Origin of the sequence: Methylobacter tundripaludum, assembly GCF_002934365.1 — a bacterium.
GTDB classification, from domain to species: Bacteria; Pseudomonadota; Gammaproteobacteria; order Methylococcales; family Methylomonadaceae; genus Methylobacter_A; species Methylobacter_A tundripaludum_A.
The window spans coordinates 151,342-168,213 of sequence record NZ_PTIY01000006.1; the positions used below are offsets into that span (position 1 = coordinate 151,342).

Here is a 16,872-nt window from a genome sequence, read left to right on the forward strand (position 1 = left end):
GCTACGCAACGAGCGCATGTACAGGCTCCTCACAACAACGCCTTAATCTCCGGCACGCAAGAGCCGCAGTTGGTTCCGGCTTTTAGGCAACGCCCGATTTCCTGATGGGTTTTGAGGCCTTGTTCCCTGATTGCTGCAAGTATGGTTTTTTCCCCGACGTTAAAGCAGGCGCAAACGATAGTGCCGACATCGGCTTGACCGACGGGCGGCTTGCCGGTCAATAACGCCTTGCGTTCGGTTTTTTCCAGCTCTGTTTTTTCGAACAGCCCGGCCAGCCAGTTGCGCTCGGGAAGCGCAGACTCGGCGGCGATAAAAACCACGCTTTCGAGCTGATTGTTCACGATACGCGCGGCCCGGTAATTGCCCCGGCCGGGATCTTGATATTCCTGCCACTGAGGCGCTGCGCCATCGTTGTCGCAGAGATTGTTTTTCGCCCAATCCTGCCAGTTTTCGGACAGCGTCATCCCGGCCAATTCATAACGGTAAACCTGTTCGCCTTTGATTTTCACCCAATAATCCGGCGCGTCGATGCCCAGCTCGCGGCGGGACAGGATAAAGCCTTGCCAAGCGGGTTGATAGGTTTTGATCCGCACCGGCGTGTGCTTGCTTTCCGGTTGATTGGAAATCGGGTCGACTATCGCGTTGACTAACGCGCCCATGCGTCCGCGGCCGGCGTATTGTTCGGTCCAGTGCATCGGAACGAACAGGCTGCCCGGAAGCTGGCTGTCGGTAACCTGCACCCGCGCAAGCATGGTTCCCCAACGGCTTTCTATGCTTGCCAGGCTGTTGGTAACCAAGCCATAACGCCGCGCATCGTCAGGATGCACTTCGACAAAAGGCTCGGGCTTGTGCTGATTTAACTTCGCCGCAATGGCCGTGCGCGTCATGGTGTGCCACTGGTCGCGCAGGCGGCCGGTATTTAAAATCAGCGGATAATCCTGGTCCGGCGGATTGACCGGCGGGCGCGGCGTGACGGCGATAAATTTGGCTTTGCCGGATTCGGTAAAAAACCGACCGTCATCGAACAACCTGGCCCTGCCCTTCGGATAGGCCTGGTTAACCGGCCATTGGATAGGCTGTAATCGCTCGTAATCCTGCCCGGCGATGTCCGCAAACGCCGATATGTCGAAATCGCGCGACCCGTTATTTTCGAAACCGGACAGCCGGGCGTGTTCGCGAAAAATCTCCACCGGGCTCTGGTAATGAAACGCCTGCTCGAAACCCATGCGCCGCGCCACTTGGGTGATAATCCACCAGTCCGGCTTGGCGCCGCCTGCGGGCTTGAATAATGCCCGTTGCCGTGAAATCCTCCGCTCGGAATTGGTGACAGTGCCGTCTTTTTCGCTCCAGCCTTGCGCGGGCAACAGCACATGCGCCAAGACAGTCGTATCGGTATCGGCGATGCAATCGGACACCGCTACAAATTCGCATCGCTGCAAGGCTTGTTTGACTTTATCGGCATTGGGCAAGCTGACTACGGGGTTGGTACCCATAATCCACACGGCTTTGACTTTGCCCTCATAGATCGCATCGAACAGTTCGACGGCCGGGTAACCGGATTTACGGGCGATATTGTCGCTGCCCCAAAACCGTGCAACCCGCTCGATGTCATCGGTACTGGAAAAATCCATGTGCGCGGCCAGTTGGTGCGACAAGCCGCCGACTTCACGCCCGCCCATCGCGTTCGGTTGTCCGGTCAGCGAGAACGGCCCACAACCGGGCTTGCCGATTCTGCCGGTCGCCAGATGGCAGTTGATAATCGCATTGACCTTGTCGGTGCCGGATGACGATTGGTTGATGCCTTGGCTGTACAGGCTGACGACTTTTTCATGGCCGGCGAACCATTCGTAAAAGCGGTGCAGGTCGTCTTTGTCTAACCGACAAGTATCTGCAACCTGTTCAATATCGATACAGGCGGCATTTAGGGCTAACTCAAAGCCTTCGGTATGGGCTTTTATATAAGCTTGGTCCAGTACACCTTGCCCGCTTAAAAAATGCAGCAATCCGTTAAACAAGGCGGCGTCGCTGCCGCTGGCCAGCGGCAAATGCAAATCGGCGATGTCGCAGCTGACGGTGCGGCGCGGATCGATCACGACGATTTTTAACTTAGGGTTAGATTCCTTGGCCGCGCGTATCCGCTGAAAACTGACCGGATGGCACCAGGCGGCATTGGAGCCGATCAGCACGATCATCTCGGCCAATTCCAAATCCTCATAACAACCCGGCACGGTATCGGAGCCAAAGGCGCGTTTATGTCCGGCGACCGAAGACGACATGCACAAGCGGCTGTTGGTATCCATATTGCCGCTGCCGATAAAGCCTTTCATCAGCTTGTTGGCGACATAATAATCTTCGGTCAGCAATTGCCCGGAGCCGTAAATCGCTACCGCGTCCGCACCGTATTTTTGAATAGTATTAATAAAAGAATCGGCGACCAGATCCAGCGCCTCCGTCCAGCTGGTTTCGCACCCGTAAACTTTCGGCTGCAACAGCCGGCCTTTCAGTTCGACGGTTTCGCCGAGCGCGGAGCCTTTGGAGCAAAGCCGCCCGAAATTAGCCGGATGCGTGGCGTCGCCGCTGATTTTAAGGTGATGATGGGCTTCATCGATCTTCGCGCTGATGCCGCAGCCTACGCCGCAATAAGGACAAGTGGTTTGTACGGTTGTATTCATTAAAAACGGCTTGAATGTAAGTAGGTTAATTCACCACGAAGACACGAAGTTTTTATCTTTGTGTCTTCGTGGTGAAATGCTTTAAGTTGATTTGGAAGAGACACCGCCTTACTCGGCATAAGCTTTACCAAAAATCAGCGCGTCCCTGATGCCGGAAATGTCTTCTCTTTGCTCCAGCAATTGCTGGTACCAGCCGCCATCGGCTGTGTCGCCGTACAGCACCGCGCCGGCCAGCTTGTTAGCCTTGATGACCAGTTTTTTATAAACGCCTAAAGCGGGATCGGTAAAACAGATGCTTTGACAACTTTCATCGCCTTGAAAATCGCCGACCGAAAACAGGTTGATGCCGGTCACCTTCAGCTTGGTCGCAGTCGGCAGCGCGACATATTCCGCCGCGCCGTGGGCGCTGAGATGATTGGCGCACACCTTGGCTTGCTCGAACAGCGGGGCGACCAGGCCAAACGTATCGCCGCGATGCTGGATGCATTCGCCGACCGCATAAATGCTGGGATCGTAACTTTGCAAGGTATCGTTGACCACGATGCCGCGCTCACAATAAATCCCGGCTTTTCGAGCCAGTTCCATGTTCGGACGCACGCCGATAGCCGCAACAAACAGATCGCATTCGAGTTGTCTGCCGTCAGAAAAACTAACCGCCGTGATGTGATTGTTTTGATCGCCTGTCAACTGCGTAAGTTTGGCGGCCATTTTAAATTTAAGGCCGCGTTGCTCCAGCTCCGTTTGCAGCATTTTTGCTGCGGGCCTGTCCATTTGCCGGTTCAGCAGGATTTCATGATTATGGATCACGGTGACATCCATGCCCCTTAAAACCAGGCCGTTAGCGGCCTCCAACCCCAACAGCCCGCCGCCCAACACCACGGCTTTTTTATGGCTGCGGCTGTAGTCGAGCATCTTATTCACATCGAAAATATCCCTAAAACTGATCACGCCATCCAGGTCACTACCCGGAACCTCCGGCATGACCGCCTTGGAACCGGTCGCGATCAGCAGCCGCTCGTATCCGGCGACCGTGCCGTCCTGGGCGTAGACTTCCTTGTGTTTCCGGTCGATGTAAACCGCGGCCTTACCCTCGCCCGCATGCAGGGTTATGCCGTTGTCGATGTACCACTGGCGGTTATTGATCACAATATCCTCGATGGTTTTTTCGCCGCACAGCACCGAAGACAGCATGATGCGGTTGTAGTTGCCGTAAGGCTCGGCGCCGAACACGGTAATATCGTATTTGTCCGGCGCGGCGGTCAGCAGTTCCTCTACGGTACGCATACCCGCCATGCCGTTACCTATGACGACCAAGCGTTGTTTCATCTGGGGTTCCTTATGTGAATGCATCAGCTCAAACTGTATGCCATTTCAATAGCAATCGGTATGCCGACTTTAATCCTGTAAGCCGTAATAAACCGGCTCAAGCGTCAGTAACAACCGGTATTTCCGGTAACTCGCGAGCCGACAAGCCGGAAACGCCGCCTCCCGCTATGTTTTTCGACGAGACTCTCCTGAGCAGCACCGAAGGGTGCAATCGGACTTGTCCGATCTTATTCCGGCCGACATCTAAAACATGAAATATAAAAGAACGCTAACGCGCCAAGATGGGGCATAAATAATTTGAAGAGGCAGCCAAACGGTCGATAATGGTGCAACAGAATGGAGCGTAATAAAGCATGCCGCAAAAACCATCGTATAGCGTGGCTGGTTATGTGGGATTCCACCTAACGCCCCACTCCACCCTGCCGGGCGGCCTGCAAATTGCTATACAATCCATAACGCTCTTAACTTTGAATAACTTTAAAGCAATCCATGTATAAACGTATCCTTGATCACCTTAACGGCGCAATCTTGTTATTTGATCGCGATCTGAGCCTCACTTACCTTAATTCAGCCGGAGAAATTCTGCTTGCCGACAGCTCGCGCCACTTGGTGGGGCTCAGCGCTAATGAGATATTCAAATCCTCCGATCCGGCATTGCTGCTTAATTTGCAGCAATGTTTAACAATGGCGGAACCGCTGCTGGATCGGGAGCTTATTCTGGACCGCATGACCCACAGCATCACCATCAATTTTAGCGCGACGCCGTTGTTGAAGGATGAGCAGGTCGACGAAATCCTGGTCGAATTACAACAAGTGGACAATCACCTGCGCATATCCAAGGAAGAACGCTTGTTAACCCAGCAGAATACCGCCAGAATGCTGGTCAGGGGGCTGGCGCATGAAATCAAGAACCCCTTGGGCGGCTTGCGCGGGGCGGCGCAATTACTGGATCTGGAATTACGCGACCAGGATCTCAAGGAATACACCCGGATTATCATTGCCGAGTCCGACCGCCTGCAAGGCTTGATGGATAAAATGCTCGGCCCCAATAAATTGCCCAATAAAAAGGCCATCAATATTCACGAAGTGCTGGAGCGGGTCAGGCAGCTGGTTCAAGCCGAGTCCAACCTGACCATTAAATCGGACTACGACCCCAGTATCCCGGACATCTATGCCGATAAAGACCAACTGATTCAGGCTATTTTAAATATCGCTAAGAACGCCGTTCAAGCACTGAACGGGGAAGGCGACATCCTGATCAAAACCCGAATCCACCGGCAAGTGACCATTGGCCGCAAACGCTATAAATTGGCCGTGAAGTGCGACATTATCGATAACGGTCCGGGCATCGACGCCGATATGATGAACCAGATTTTTTATCCCATGATCACCGGGCGCGCCGACGGCACAGGACTGGGTTTGTCGATAGCCCAAGCGTTGATCAATCAGCATAACGGTTTGATTGAATGTACCAGCGAGCCTGGAAACACGGTGTTTTCAATCTTCTTACCCATTATTTCACAGGGAGAGACCGACAATGACTAAAGCCGAAACTGTCTGGATCATCGATGACGACAAATCCATACGCTGGGTCGTGGAAAAAGCCCTGCAAAAAGCGGACATCAACACTCGCAGTTTTTCCGGTGCGGCCGACTTGCTGAACGCATTGCAGGACGACTCGCCCGATGCGCTGATTACCGATATCCGTATGCCTGACATGGATGGGCTGGAACTGTTGAACAAGATTCAACTGAGCCACCCGAATCTGCCGGTGATTGTGATGACCGCTCATTCCGATCTGGAAAGCGCCGTCGCCGCATTCCACGGCGGCGCTTTCGAATACCTGCCCAAGCCCTTTGATATTAAAGAAGTCGTCGATCTTGCCCATAGAGCCTGCATCCATAGCCGGCAGCAGCAAATTGAGACGGTTTCGGATACCCATACGGTCGAGGAAACGACGCCGGAAATTATCGGCGAAGCGCCGTCGATGCAGGAAGTGTTCCGCGCAATCGGTCGGCTGGCAAGATCGCAGATCACCGTACTGATCAACGGCGAGTCGGGAACCGGCAAGGAATTGGTCGCCAAAGCCCTGCATCGGCACAGCCCCAGAGCCGACAACCCGTTCATCGCCCTGAATATGGCCGCGATCCCCAAAGACCTGATGGAATCGGAACTGTTCGGCCATGAAAAAGGCGCGTTTACCGGCGCGCAATCGCGCCGCGCCGGACGCTTTGAACAAGCCGACGGCGGCACCCTGTTTCTTGATGAAATCGGCGACATGCCCGCCGAACTGCAAACCCGTTTATTGCGCGTACTGGCCGACGGCGAGTTCTATCCGGTCGGGTCGTATTCATCGGTCAAAGTCGATGTACGCATTATCGCCGCCACTCACCAGAACCTTGAAACGCTGGTTGAGCAAGGCCGCTTTCGGGAAGATTTATTCCACCGCCTGAACGTGATCCGCATCCACATCCCGCCGCTACGCGAGCGCAAGCAGGATATCCCCTTGCTGCTGCGCCACTTTTTAAATCAGGCGGCCGTTGAACTCAATACGGAAGTTAAAATCCTAAAACCCGAAGCGGAGGCTTTTTTAAGCACGCTGGACTGGCCGGGCAATGTCAGGCAACTGGAAAACAGCTGTCGCTGGCTGACCGTGATGGCGTCGGGCCGGGAAATTCATTTACACGACTTGCCGCCCGAGTTGCTCAATACCCTATCGGAAAAAAACGAGACTGAAAACGGCTGGGAAGCATTACTGAGGAGCTGGATAGACCAGCAATTGCTGTTGAACTCTCATCTGGCGCATGGGTACGAGGGTGAAATCGCCAAACACATCATTCCGACGGTTGAAACCATTTTAATTAAGGCCGCGTTAAATTTTACCCACGGCAAACGCCATGAAGCGGCTATTTTATTGGGCTACGGCAGAAACACCCTGACCCGTAAAATTCAGGAGCTGGGGATATAACTGTCCAGACGGGTCTTTTATTCCGCCGTGAGCTGCGTTGCACGGGGCAACCGATGAATAACGATCGCCCAATGTAGGCGAATACTTACGGCAATTAGAACACTGCGACAATATGCCACATTCCATCATTTATCATTTATCGCTAATATATATACAACTCTTGAGATGCAAATTTCCTCCTCGAAATTCAGAGTTTTATATCCTTTTTAATGCGGCCTAACCGGCCGCATTTTTTTTGCCTGCAAGAAAGTCATTTACTCCCGGTAATCCGGCTTAATCAACCCGTTTTTTGCTTACGATAAAACAATCCGCTACCGGTTCTGCGACATTCTGACACGCGGCAATTTGTCACATTCCGTTACTTAACATTTGCCGTTAATATAGCTGCAACTCTTGAGATGCAAACTTCCTCCTCGGAATTCAGAGTGTTATATCCTTCTCTAATGCGGCCTAATCAGCCGCATTTTTTTTGCCTGCGATAAACCGGTTCCGTCGCATGCCGACACACGGGACAAGCTACATTCCATTGCTCAACATTTGTCTCCGATACAACTGCAACTGCTGGCGTGCGACGGCAGTGAAAACTTTGCCTGATTGGCGACGGCTAACGTAAAAGTTTACCGGCAGCGCTAAACGACAGCCGGATATTGAACCCGCCGCCTGGCGTGCTCATATCCACAATAGCTGACCAGAGGAGAACTAGCCCAGCTTGAAGCCGACAAAAAAACCGCCGACTCCGCTGGCGCCCTTGCTGGTAACGCTGGTCAGGCGATCGACCAGAAACCCGCCGGAGCTTTTTGCGGCTTCTGTGGCCGCACTGGCCGCATGTTGCAGCTTCTCATCGGTTATATCGATGACGTCGTAATATTCCGCAACAAACAGCAGCACGATTGCAGCTCCCCCAAGAAACAGCACCGTGCGCAACATTTTTTTGGCGAAATAACCGACCGCCAAGCCGATTACAAACGGCGTGCCAACATTGCCAAGTAAAAAAGCCGAAGAAAAGATGTCGGTAGACGATGCGGCGTCGACTGGTTGAGTATTCATGGTTGTGAGCTTCCTCTGTTGTGATGATTGAGATAGTCCGGCAGGCAGGGTAAAAGTATCGCGCGTCGGGCAAATTCAGTCGATGCACGGGCTTATCCACACTACACCTAAATCTTTACCGCATTAATTGTTGCCGGGACCGTAAAAGTAACCGCTCGTTTTTATTGTTTACTTTTTTATTCTATCACCAAATTCAACCGCGTCAGAAAACAAAGCTGTAGGCGCGATATATACAAAAGAATCTTCCCTTACGCATCAAAAACCAGGTTTTATTAAAACCTTATCGCTTATAAGCGTACAATCATTCCAATTTTTTACCCCAAAGCCCCCAGCTAAATTTTTAAGTTGGACGAGAGCATTATGTATTCAGTTGAAGTTTTTCCATGGAATAAAAATTTCGAGGTTGGTGTACCGCTGATCGATGCACAGCACCAAAAGTTGGTCGAGTTGTTAAATGTGTTGGCAGGTCACTTGGCCTACCAATCCGACGTCCCCACCTTAAACAATGTTTTCAATGACTTGGCTGAATACGCTATTTACCATTTTCAGGCCGAGGAGCGCATCTGGCATGCGTTCTTCCCTGAAGACCCCTGGGAAACAAAACATAAAGAGGATCACAGGCGGTTCTTGGCTACGGTGAACAGAATAATGGGGGGGAAAACCAGCAGGCCGCTGGATCAGCTGATTGAAGAAATCCTGACATTTCTGACCCAATGGCTGGCCTTTCATATTCTGGACACCGACATGCGCATGGCCAAAGTCGTGTTGGCGGTACAATCAGGCGTACCGTTAAACCAGGCCAAGAAGCAAGCCGACCAGGAAATGAGCGGGGCGATGAAGGTGCTGATCGAAACCATGCTTTCGATGTTCGATGCGCTTTCTTCACGCACCATGCAACTGGCGAAGGAGGTCGTTGAACGCCAGAAAGCCGAGCAAGCCAGCCAGGACGCCCTGGATCGCCTGCAAAAAATCGCCAGCCAGGTACCGGGACTGGTGTTCCAGTTTCAGCGGTTTCCCGATGGGCGCTCCTGCATCCCTTACGCCAATGAGGCCATTCGCACTATCTACCGGGTCAGCCCGGAGGAAGTCAGCGAAGATGCGACCAAGATACTTGCCGCCGTGCATCCTGACGATCTGGACGCTTTCAAGACGTCCTTTAAGGTATCGGCGCAAAACTTAACGCCATGGCGCCAGGAGTACCGCTTGAAATTTGACGACGCCCCTGTCTGCTGGCTGTTCGGTAACGCGCTGCCGCAGCGGCAGGCGGACGGCTCCGTACTTTGGCACGGCTTCATCACCGACATCACCAAGCAAAAGCAGGATGAGGTGGATCTTCGCATCGCGGCCACCGCATTTGAATTGCAGGATGCCATGTTGGTCACCGATGCAAACAACGTTATCCTCAAAGTCAATCAGGCATTTACCCGAATCACCGGTTACAGTGCCGAGGAAGTCCTGGGAAAAACCCCCAATTTGCTCAGCTCAGGGCTGCATGATAAGGCTTTTTACACGGCGATGTGGGATAGCATCAATCGCACCGACGCATGGCAGGGTGAAATATGGAACCGGCGCAAAAACGGCGAGGTGTTCCCTGAATGGCTTATTATTACGGCGGTAAAGGCAGCCGATGAAAAGACTGAGCAGATTCATCATTACGTTGCCTCTTTTTCCGATATTACCTCCCGCAAAGCCGCCGAGGAGGAAATCAAACAACTGGCCTTTTATGATCCTCTCACCCAGCTGCCTAATCGCAGACTGCTGCAGGAACGCCTTAAACACAGCATCGACATAGAACGGCGTGACGGCAAACGGCTGGCATTACTGATGCTTGACCTGGATCGCTTTAAAGCGGTCAACGACAGTTTGGGGCATCTGGCGGGCGACGAGTTACTGCAACAGGTCGCGGCGCGCATCACGGCAAGATTGCGCGATGTGGACATGGTGGCGCGTCTGGGCGGGGACGAATTTGTCGTCTTGCTGGAAGACATTGCGCATCCTGAAGACGCCGCACGGGTGGCTGAAGAAATCATATTCGCGTTAAGCAAATCCTTCCAACTAACCCAAAGCAATGACGTGCAGATTGGCGTCAGCATCGGCATCAGCCTGTATCCTGAACACGGCGCCAGCTATGAAGAGCTCACGGATCACGCCGATGCCGCGCTGTATCAAGCCAAAGACCAAGGACGCGGCTGCTATGCCTATTTTTCCGAAGACCAGACGATCGCAGCCCGTGAACGCATTGCCTTGGAAACAAGGCTGCGCCGGGCGATAGAGCAACAGGAGCTGCGCGTTTTTTACCAACCGCAGGTCGATATTGCCAGCGGACGCATCGTCGGCGCCGAAGCTTTGGTACGCTGGCAAGACCCGGCAGAGGGGCTGATTCCCCCGCTACGTTTTATCCCAATCGCCGAAGAAACCGGGCTGATTTTGGACATTGGCAAATGGGTGCTCCGTGAAACCTGCCGTCAAGGTCGCCGATGGCTGGATGAGGGTTTGCCGCCGCTAACGTTGGCGGTCAATGTTTCTCCCCAGCAATTCCGCCGCGGTAATATTAGCGCCTTGGTTGAGGCGGTGCTGAACGAAACAGGGTTCCCGGCCGAACACCTGGAGCTGGAAATGACTGAAAGCGGACTGCTGGAAAACCAGAGCAATGTGATGGAGCTTCTGAACAAGTTGCGTTATCAAGGCGTCCGTCTCGCCATTGACGACTTCGGCACGGGTTTTTCGTCGCTGGCTTACCTGAAGCATTTCCCGCTGGACGTGTTAAAAATCGACAAAAGCTTTATCGATGACATTCCGCACTTGCAGGACGATATGGAAATTGCCGCGACTATTATTGCAATGGGACATATTCTGGGCTTTAAAGTGCTGGCGGAAGGCGTCGAAACCCCGGAGCAACTGGCGTTCCTGCGGGAAAAGAACTGCGATTCGTATCAAGGTTACATCCTTAGCCCGCCTGTGCCGGCGGAAGCGTTTGCGCTGTTATTGCGGGAGCAAGGAATAAATTAATTTTTCACCGCGAAGATCACGAAAAATGAAATATAAAAACTTCGTGATCTCGCCAACTGCTCCCTGCGTTGCTCGACCTCCTGCATAACCCACAGGGATGTAGGGAATGCAGATATTGCAGGAGCAAATATCTGTCCTTGCAGTCGTTCGTGTCTTCGTGGTGTTATGCCTTAAGCGGAAACGATTAAATCCCGTTTACAGATAGTTAACTTCCGGCTTGCCTTCGGACTCGACCAGCTCGCCGATAGTAAAAGCCTGCTCGCCCAACTGACTCAAGGTTTCAAGCGTCGCCCGCTCATCCTCGGGAGCCACGCAAACGATCATGCCGATGCCGCAATTAAAAGTGACCAGCATGTCCGCCTGCGATACGTTACCTTTTTCCTGCAACCACTTGAAGATGGCCGGAAACTCCCAGGAAGCAAGGTCGATGTGGGCGTTGGTGTCTTGCGGAAGCACGCGCGGAAGATTCTCGGTCAAGCCGCCGCCGGTAATGTGGGCCAGCGCATGCACCGGTACTTTATCGAGCAGCGACAACAACGACTTGACGTAGATCCGGGTCGGTTCGAGCAAGGCTGCGCCCAAAGATTTGCCGTTAAAGGGTTCGGTCAGCGCCGACTGACTGTGGGTGATGATTTTCCTGATTAATGAATAGCCGTTGGAGTGCGGGCCGGATGATGCGAGGCCGATCAGCTTGTCGCCGACTTTGACTTTGCCGCCGTCGAGCACTTTGCTTTTTTCCACGATGCCGACGCAAAACCCGGCCAGATCATACTCCCCGTCCGCATACATGCCCGGCATTTCTGCGGTTTCGCCGCCGACCAAAGCAGCACCTGCCAACTCGCAACCTTTGCCGATGCCGTCCACGACCGCTGCGGCGGTGTCGACATCCAGCTTACCGGTCGCAAAGTAATCAAGGAAAAACAGGGGCTCCGCGCCCTGAACAATAATATCGTTGACGCACATTGCAACCAGGTCGATGCCGATGGTGTCATGGATACCCAACTCATTGGCCAGTTTCAGCTTGGTGCCTACGCCATCGGTACCGGAAACCAGAATCGGCTGCCGATAACGGTCCAGCGGCAGTTCAAACATCGAACCGAAACCGCCCAGACCCGCCATGACCCCTGCCGTCCGTGTTCTGGCTGCAATAGGCTTGATCCGTTCGACTAATGCGTTACCGGCTTCAATGTCAACGCCTGCGCTTTTATAATTCAAGCTTTCTTGATTTTGTTCGCTCAATGTGGTGTTCTCTTGCTAAAATTTAAACTTCCGATATTGTACAAGACATCATCGGTTTTGTCTGAAGGATATGAATACACAGGTTTTATCTGACAGATGTTACCGTAGCGTTTGTGTGAATTTGGATTCATATCATTTTAAGCGCGGCAAATTGAAAAAAATAATTAACGTGGTTGGCTGTTAATTACAGTGGATCAACCGAAACCGCCCATGGCAACACCAAGTCTTTTTGAGGAGTGGATATATGAACGTAACAAAAATGTTTAACCCTATGCTGTTTATTGCAGCCACATTATTTACCGGCACCGTTTCCGCCTATGAGTCGGGTCTAACAGAAGAGATTTGCAAAAAGCCCCAGTTCAGAGACTTCAGCCTTCCTGTCTTTCAAGAGCCCGAAAAAACCGAGATTCCGCCTGAATCAACATTTTCCTTCATGGTTTCGCCTTGGGCCAAGCCGAGCACCATCAAATTGACCGCTAAAAATCAAGAACTCGAATATACGGTCGAAAGCAACAGCAGTTTTCACCGGGTTAAGGCAAAGTTGCCTGCTGCTTTCAATGGCCAATATGTCAGGCTCAATGTCAGCGCCAAAGCGGAATTAGGCTGCTCCGGCCAAAACGGATGGCTGGTTAAAGTAACCGATAAATAACAGAAGTGAAAGGCTAAGGGCGAAAGACGAAAAAACCTAACACAGGATCGCTCTGTGCCTTTTGCCTGTTTTAATAAAGCACCTTGTCGGTCTTTTCAGCCCATATCTGAAACGGCTGCATTGCATTCGGCAGATTTAAATGCAGCATGGCGATACGGCGCTGATGCGGCAACACGGCAATCTCATCGTAAATGAAGCTGTCGTCAAAGTTGGCGGCAGCGGCATCATGCCGACTACAGGCAAAATAGACCTTTTCAAGCCTCGCCCAGTAGATCGCCCCCAGGCACATCGGACAGGGCTCGCAGCTGGAATAAAGGGTGCAGCCCGGCAACTGGAAATCATTGAGCTTTTGACAAGCCAGGCGTATCGCCATCACTTCCGCATGGGCGGTAGGGTCGATATTGCTGGTGACCTTGTTGCCGCTGGCGGCAATCACCCGTCCCTCTTTTACAATAACCGCCCCGTAAGGGCCGCCCTGTCCCGATCGGGCATTCTCTACGGCCAGATCGACCGCCTGCCGCAAAAACTCCTCATCCATTTATAAGCCTAGGGGATTATTTGGGTCTACGCCATCCATGAAAGGCAGGCCACGTTCCTGATGGGTCAATTGATATATTTTTCCCAACCAATTGTTGAATACCGCTTTCGCCGTATCGCCCCAGGTGTTGTCGATATGTTCCAGCACCTGGTTTTCAGGAAACTCGGCCAGACGCAGCCCGTTCTGTCTGGCCGATATGACCTGCTGCTCATAACCGGCAAAAATCTGCTGGACCTCGGCATTAAAATAATTTTCCGGGAACGGCGGGTAGTCGTCTATTTCCGCACGATAAAAGCGCAGGACTTCACGCTTGTATTCTTTCAACAGGCTGATGTCGTCATATTCAGGATGCCCTTGAAAAAACACAATGCGAAAACCGTCCGGGCTGACCGCAAGATGCACGCCGGCTTCTTTGCTGGCGGCCAGGACCCTGAGCCCGTGTTGTTCCATATCGCTCTGGAATATTTCATTAAAACGGGAATGAGGGACGTCAAATCGGGTGTTGATTTCCGCGACCAACGGATGGCTGCGATCGGTTAGTTTATGCGAAAACACTCCCCAACGTTTGGCCGGCAAGCGGGTTCGCTCGATGCCGTAACAATATTGAATGACGGCATGCGTCGCAAGGCATGAACACAATATCGAGGTGACATTTTCCTTCGCCCAGAAAAAAACCTCGGTCAACGGTTGCCAGAAATCTTCCTCGGATAATCGGGGATGCGTGACATTAGCGCCGCTGATGATCAGCGCATCCAAGCCATCCCGTTTGATTTTCTCGAAGGGTTCGTAATATTTAGCGATATGGGCTTGCGCTTCCGGGCTTCTTTTCAGTCCCTCAATGGTAAACGGATGCACATGAAACTGAACGATCTGGTTGCACGCCCCCACCAGCCGGAAAAATTGTCTTTCGGTCGCTTCCAGCGCCGCATCGGGCATCATATTGAGCAGACCGATATGCATTTCCCGTATATCCTGATTACTGGCGCGAACAGGATCCAGTATTTCCTCCCCTTCTTCACGAAGGCGTTGAAATGTCGGTAAATCAGTATGTGCAACTAAAGGCATAACCGGACTCCGTCCATATTATTGCTGGGAACCAAGGGCATCGGCGATAAGCCGGATAAAGTCATCCTCGCCGTTAACGGCGGCGACATCGTTCGCATCGACAGTATAGCCGTATTGATCGGCGATAGCCTGATAGCGGGGCAGTCTGGACTTGAATAGCTCGGGAAAAACCCAGGAGACAAAATCATCCGGCTGAATGGCATCAGTGGAAGAATACTGTCTAAGCTTCATGAATTCGGCGAGTTTTTCATCAAGGAACGCTTCCCGATAATAAAGCGGCTTGGGATCGGATTTAGCGCGTTCAATAATGGTTTGCTCCAATTCCGGCGGAATTTTGATGTAAACAATCAGCGTGTTCTGCGCCAGCGTTTCCAGCACCTCGGGGCTATCCAGCTCGCAAACGCTGCCTCCGGCGTCATTGACGAAGTGCTTGTAGCCGTATATGTCTACCGCTTTATCGATAAAATCCGGCACGTCATTCATCGCGGCAATCTCAGCCTGATGGTGCAGTTTTTGCCGGCGTTTGAATTCCTGCAAAGACAGTCCGCCCAACTCAGGATTGCCGAGTTTACCGAGAAAGCTGGAAACAGGAGCCAAGTTATCGACGGTTATCTTATTGCTGATATGGATGGAGTCGGAAAGCAGCAATTCGCGCAGAAACGGAACGCGCATGGCTTGGCGCTTGATATTATCCAGAATAGGCTCTTCCAGATATTTTGTGCCTATCCGGTAATCGCCGGAATAATGGAACCATTTGGCTTTAGGCAATTTATTGGCCAGCGTGGTTTTTCCCGCGCCGGACATAGCCAGCAGAGTAATGCGTTTTGTTTGCCAGTCCAGGAATTCCTGAGGACTCATTTTCATTGTGATGCTTCCCTCATTAATCCAGGTAATCTTCTATGTCCAGATCGTCAGGATTGGGTCTGTGTTCGTCCGTATCGGTATAGCCCAAATCATCGACCTCAAGATCGTCAAAAGGCGCGCTCCAGTCTTCAGGAGCCTCAATATAATCGAAAGTTGAGCTATACCAGCTGTCATGGTCGTATTCGCCAATATCGCCGTTAAGGTATTGGACTTCAATGGAATCATCGCTTTCTTCAATGGCGACGACTTTAAATTTCAGGTTGTTTTCCACATCCTTGTACCAACTGCCGATGATAGGGTCTGCTATGGTTGTCATAATTATTCCTCAATGCTTAGCTAGAATGTTTCGCCGCAAAAATATCTAAAAGGTAAGTGATCTTACTAACAATGCAAAAGAAAATACAAAAGTATTTTATACTGGCCGGGATAAATTTATTTTCCGTATTTTTATATTGAAACCCGCGTTAAAGCCTGTTATGACAAGGCTGATTGAATTATCCGGGTGCGATATTTATAAAGTAAGCACCGCTTACTTGCAACAGTCCGCCAATAATGACGAATAATGTGTTCAGATCAAAAACTCTGTTTTTAGAGTTACTGCAAAAACTGATTACGCAGTCGAAAGCAATTCGCCCTCCCGGTTTCGCCGGACTGACATTGCATGACATAGGCTTCTTCTTCCTGGTGGAAATCCAAAAAAGCGCCATTACCACTCGGGCGTCCGCAGTAGCCTTTACTCTGTTTCTCGCGATGTTTCCCGCCATCATCTTCTTTTTTTCGTTGATACCTTTCCTGCCCGTCGCTAATCTGCACCAGCAGGTGTTCAACGAAATGCACTCGCTATTACCTGAAAACGCTTATCAGGCCGCTGTTGAAACCATTAACGATCTGGTGAAAAACCAGCATAACGGATTGCTATCATTCGGATTTTTGGTAACAGTCTACTTTGCCACCAACGGTATTAATGCGTTGATGGAAGCGTTCAACCAGGCTCTTCATGTCGTTGAAACCCGATCTTTTATCAAGCAGCGGTGCGTTTCGCTACTCTTGTTTGTAGCGCTCTCGCTGCTCCTGCTGACGGCTTCATTGCTGATTATATTCAGCGAAGTTGCGATCAATTATGCAATTGATCAGGGCTGGCTCTTACATGACTGGCGAGAAATATTATTATTGATGCTGGGCAAGTGGCTGGTTGCGCTTTTGCTGTTATATACCGCCATCTCGTTGCTGTATTACTTTGGCCCGGTTAATTCGGCCAACTACCAGTTTATAAGCCCCGGCGCGCTGTTGGCGACCGTTTTATCGATCTCGGCGTCATTGCTGTTTAACTATTATGTCAACAACTTCGGCACTTACAACAAGGTGTATGGCGGCATCGGCACCATCATGGTCATCATGTTATGGCTCGAATTTAACTGTTTGATTATGCTGATAGGTTTTGACCTAAACGCCAAAATATACAACCGTTCTTAGCAAGCGGCTTTGGGAATATCCC

At 51.6% G+C, this 16,872-nt stretch carries 13 protein-coding genes; 5 read left to right on the forward strand and 8 right to left on the reverse strand.

Annotated elements, in window-relative coordinates:
- Window positions 1–29: 29 nt before the first annotated feature.
- Complete coding sequence (locus tag B0F88_RS09290) at window positions 30–2,672, reverse strand: nitrate reductase (protein WP_104423661.1); 2,643 nt, start codon at window positions 2,670–2,672, stop codon at window positions 30–32.
- A 108-nt stretch (window positions 2,673–2,780) separates the two neighbouring features.
- Window positions 2,781–3,998, reverse strand: coding sequence for an NAD(P)/FAD-dependent oxidoreductase (locus tag B0F88_RS09295; protein WP_104423662.1), 1,218 nt, complete (start codon window positions 3,996–3,998; stop codon window positions 2,781–2,783).
- Window positions 3,999–4,487: 489 nt separating this feature from the next.
- Here B0F88_RS09295 and glnL point away from each other — a divergent pair, with 489 nt between their 5' ends.
- Window positions 4,488–5,543 (forward strand): nitrogen regulation protein NR(II), encoded by a 1,056-nt coding sequence (gene glnL / locus B0F88_RS09300; RefSeq protein ID WP_104423663.1) that lies wholly within the window; start codon window positions 4,488–4,490, stop codon window positions 5,541–5,543.
- A complete protein-coding gene (gene ntrC, locus B0F88_RS09305; protein ID WP_104423664.1) occupies window positions 5,536–6,966 on the forward strand; it encodes a nitrogen regulation protein NR(I) in 1,431 nt (476 codons plus the stop codon). The genes glnL and ntrC overlap by 8 nt, the downstream gene beginning before the upstream one ends.
- 699 nt (window positions 6,967–7,665) lie before the next feature.
- Here ntrC and B0F88_RS09310 read toward each other — a convergent pair.
- Complete coding sequence (locus B0F88_RS09310; protein WP_104423665.1) at window positions 7,666–8,013, reverse strand: FUN14 domain-containing protein; 348 nt, start codon at window positions 8,011–8,013, stop codon at window positions 7,666–7,668.
- Between the two features lie 360 nt (window positions 8,014–8,373).
- Between B0F88_RS09310 and B0F88_RS09315 the strand changes: the two genes are divergently transcribed.
- Window positions 8,374–11,022, forward strand: a complete 2,649-nt coding sequence (locus B0F88_RS09315) for an EAL domain-containing protein (protein WP_104423666.1) — start codon at window positions 8,374–8,376, stop codon at window positions 11,020–11,022.
- A gap of 195 nt (window positions 11,023–11,217) precedes the next feature.
- Here B0F88_RS09315 and purM read toward each other — a convergent pair whose 3' ends face one another.
- A complete protein-coding gene (gene purM / locus B0F88_RS09320; RefSeq protein ID WP_104423667.1) occupies window positions 11,218–12,261 on the reverse strand; it encodes a phosphoribosylformylglycinamidine cyclo-ligase in 1,044 nt (347 codons plus the stop codon).
- Between the two features lie 244 nt (window positions 12,262–12,505).
- Between purM and B0F88_RS09325 the strand changes: the two genes are divergently transcribed.
- Complete coding sequence (locus tag B0F88_RS09325; RefSeq protein ID WP_104423668.1) at window positions 12,506–12,910, forward strand: hypothetical protein; 405 nt, start codon at window positions 12,506–12,508, stop codon at window positions 12,908–12,910.
- A gap of 70 nt (window positions 12,911–12,980) precedes the next feature.
- Here B0F88_RS09325 and B0F88_RS09330 read toward each other — a convergent pair whose 3' ends face one another.
- Genes B0F88_RS09330 through B0F88_RS09345 form a run of 4 tightly spaced genes read right to left on the reverse strand, consistent with a single transcriptional unit; the run spans window position 12,981 to window position 15,693 of the window.
- Window positions 12,981–13,448: a nucleoside deaminase gene (locus B0F88_RS09330; RefSeq protein ID WP_104423669.1), complete on the reverse strand. Its 468-nt coding sequence runs from the start codon at window positions 13,446–13,448 to the stop codon at window positions 12,981–12,983.
- Window positions 13,449–14,513: a homoserine O-succinyltransferase MetA gene (gene metA, locus B0F88_RS09335; protein ID WP_104423670.1), complete on the reverse strand. Its 1,065-nt coding sequence runs from the start codon at window positions 14,511–14,513 to the stop codon at window positions 13,449–13,451.
- A gap of 18 nt (window positions 14,514–14,531) precedes the next feature.
- On the reverse strand, window positions 14,532–15,377 hold the full coding sequence (locus tag B0F88_RS09340; RefSeq protein ID WP_104423671.1) for an ATPase: 846 nt from the start codon (window positions 15,375–15,377) through the stop codon (window positions 14,532–14,534).
- 16 nt (window positions 15,378–15,393) lie between these two features.
- Window positions 15,394–15,693, reverse strand: coding sequence for a DUF6763 family protein (locus B0F88_RS09345; protein ID WP_104423672.1), 300 nt, complete (start codon window positions 15,691–15,693; stop codon window positions 15,394–15,396).
- A 248-nt stretch (window positions 15,694–15,941) separates the two neighbouring features.
- Between B0F88_RS09345 and B0F88_RS09350 the strand changes: the two genes are divergently transcribed.
- Window positions 15,942–16,850: a YihY/virulence factor BrkB family protein gene (locus B0F88_RS09350; protein WP_181049868.1), complete on the forward strand. Its 909-nt coding sequence runs from the start codon at window positions 15,942–15,944 to the stop codon at window positions 16,848–16,850.
- Window positions 16,851–16,872: the final 22 nt, after the last annotated feature.

Bases quoted from the DNA above. Each gene is read 5' to 3' on its own strand.
- B0F88_RS09340 (WP_104423671.1), bottom strand. From the start codon at position 15,377: ATGAAAATGAGTCCTCAGGAATTCCTGGACTGGCAAACAAAACGCATT.
- B0F88_RS09345 (WP_104423672.1), bottom strand. From the start codon at position 15,693: ATGACAACCATAGCAGACCCTATCATCGGCAGTTGGTACAAGGATGTG.
- B0F88_RS09310 (WP_104423665.1), bottom strand. From the start codon at position 8,013: ATGAATACTCAACCAGTCGACGCCGCATCGTCTACCGACATCTTTTCT.
- B0F88_RS09325 (WP_104423668.1), top strand. From the start codon at position 12,506: ATGAACGTAACAAAAATGTTTAACCCTATGCTGTTTATTGCAGCCACA.
- ntrC (WP_104423664.1), top strand. From the start codon at position 5,536: ATGACTAAAGCCGAAACTGTCTGGATCATCGATGACGACAAATCCATA.
- B0F88_RS09295 (WP_104423662.1), bottom strand. From the start codon at position 3,998: ATGAAACAACGCTTGGTCGTCATAGGTAACGGCATGGCGGGTATGCGT.
- metA (WP_104423670.1), bottom strand. From the start codon at position 14,513: ATGCCTTTAGTTGCACATACTGATTTACCGACATTTCAACGCCTTCGT.
- glnL (WP_104423663.1), top strand. From the start codon at position 4,488: ATGTATAAACGTATCCTTGATCACCTTAACGGCGCAATCTTGTTATTT.
- B0F88_RS09330 (WP_104423669.1), bottom strand. From the start codon at position 13,448: ATGGATGAGGAGTTTTTGCGGCAGGCGGTCGATCTGGCCGTAGAGAAT.
- B0F88_RS09315 (WP_104423666.1), top strand. From the start codon at position 8,374: ATGTATTCAGTTGAAGTTTTTCCATGGAATAAAAATTTCGAGGTTGGT.
- B0F88_RS09290 (WP_104423661.1), bottom strand. From the start codon at position 2,672: ATGAATACAACCGTACAAACCACTTGTCCTTATTGCGGCGTAGGCTGC.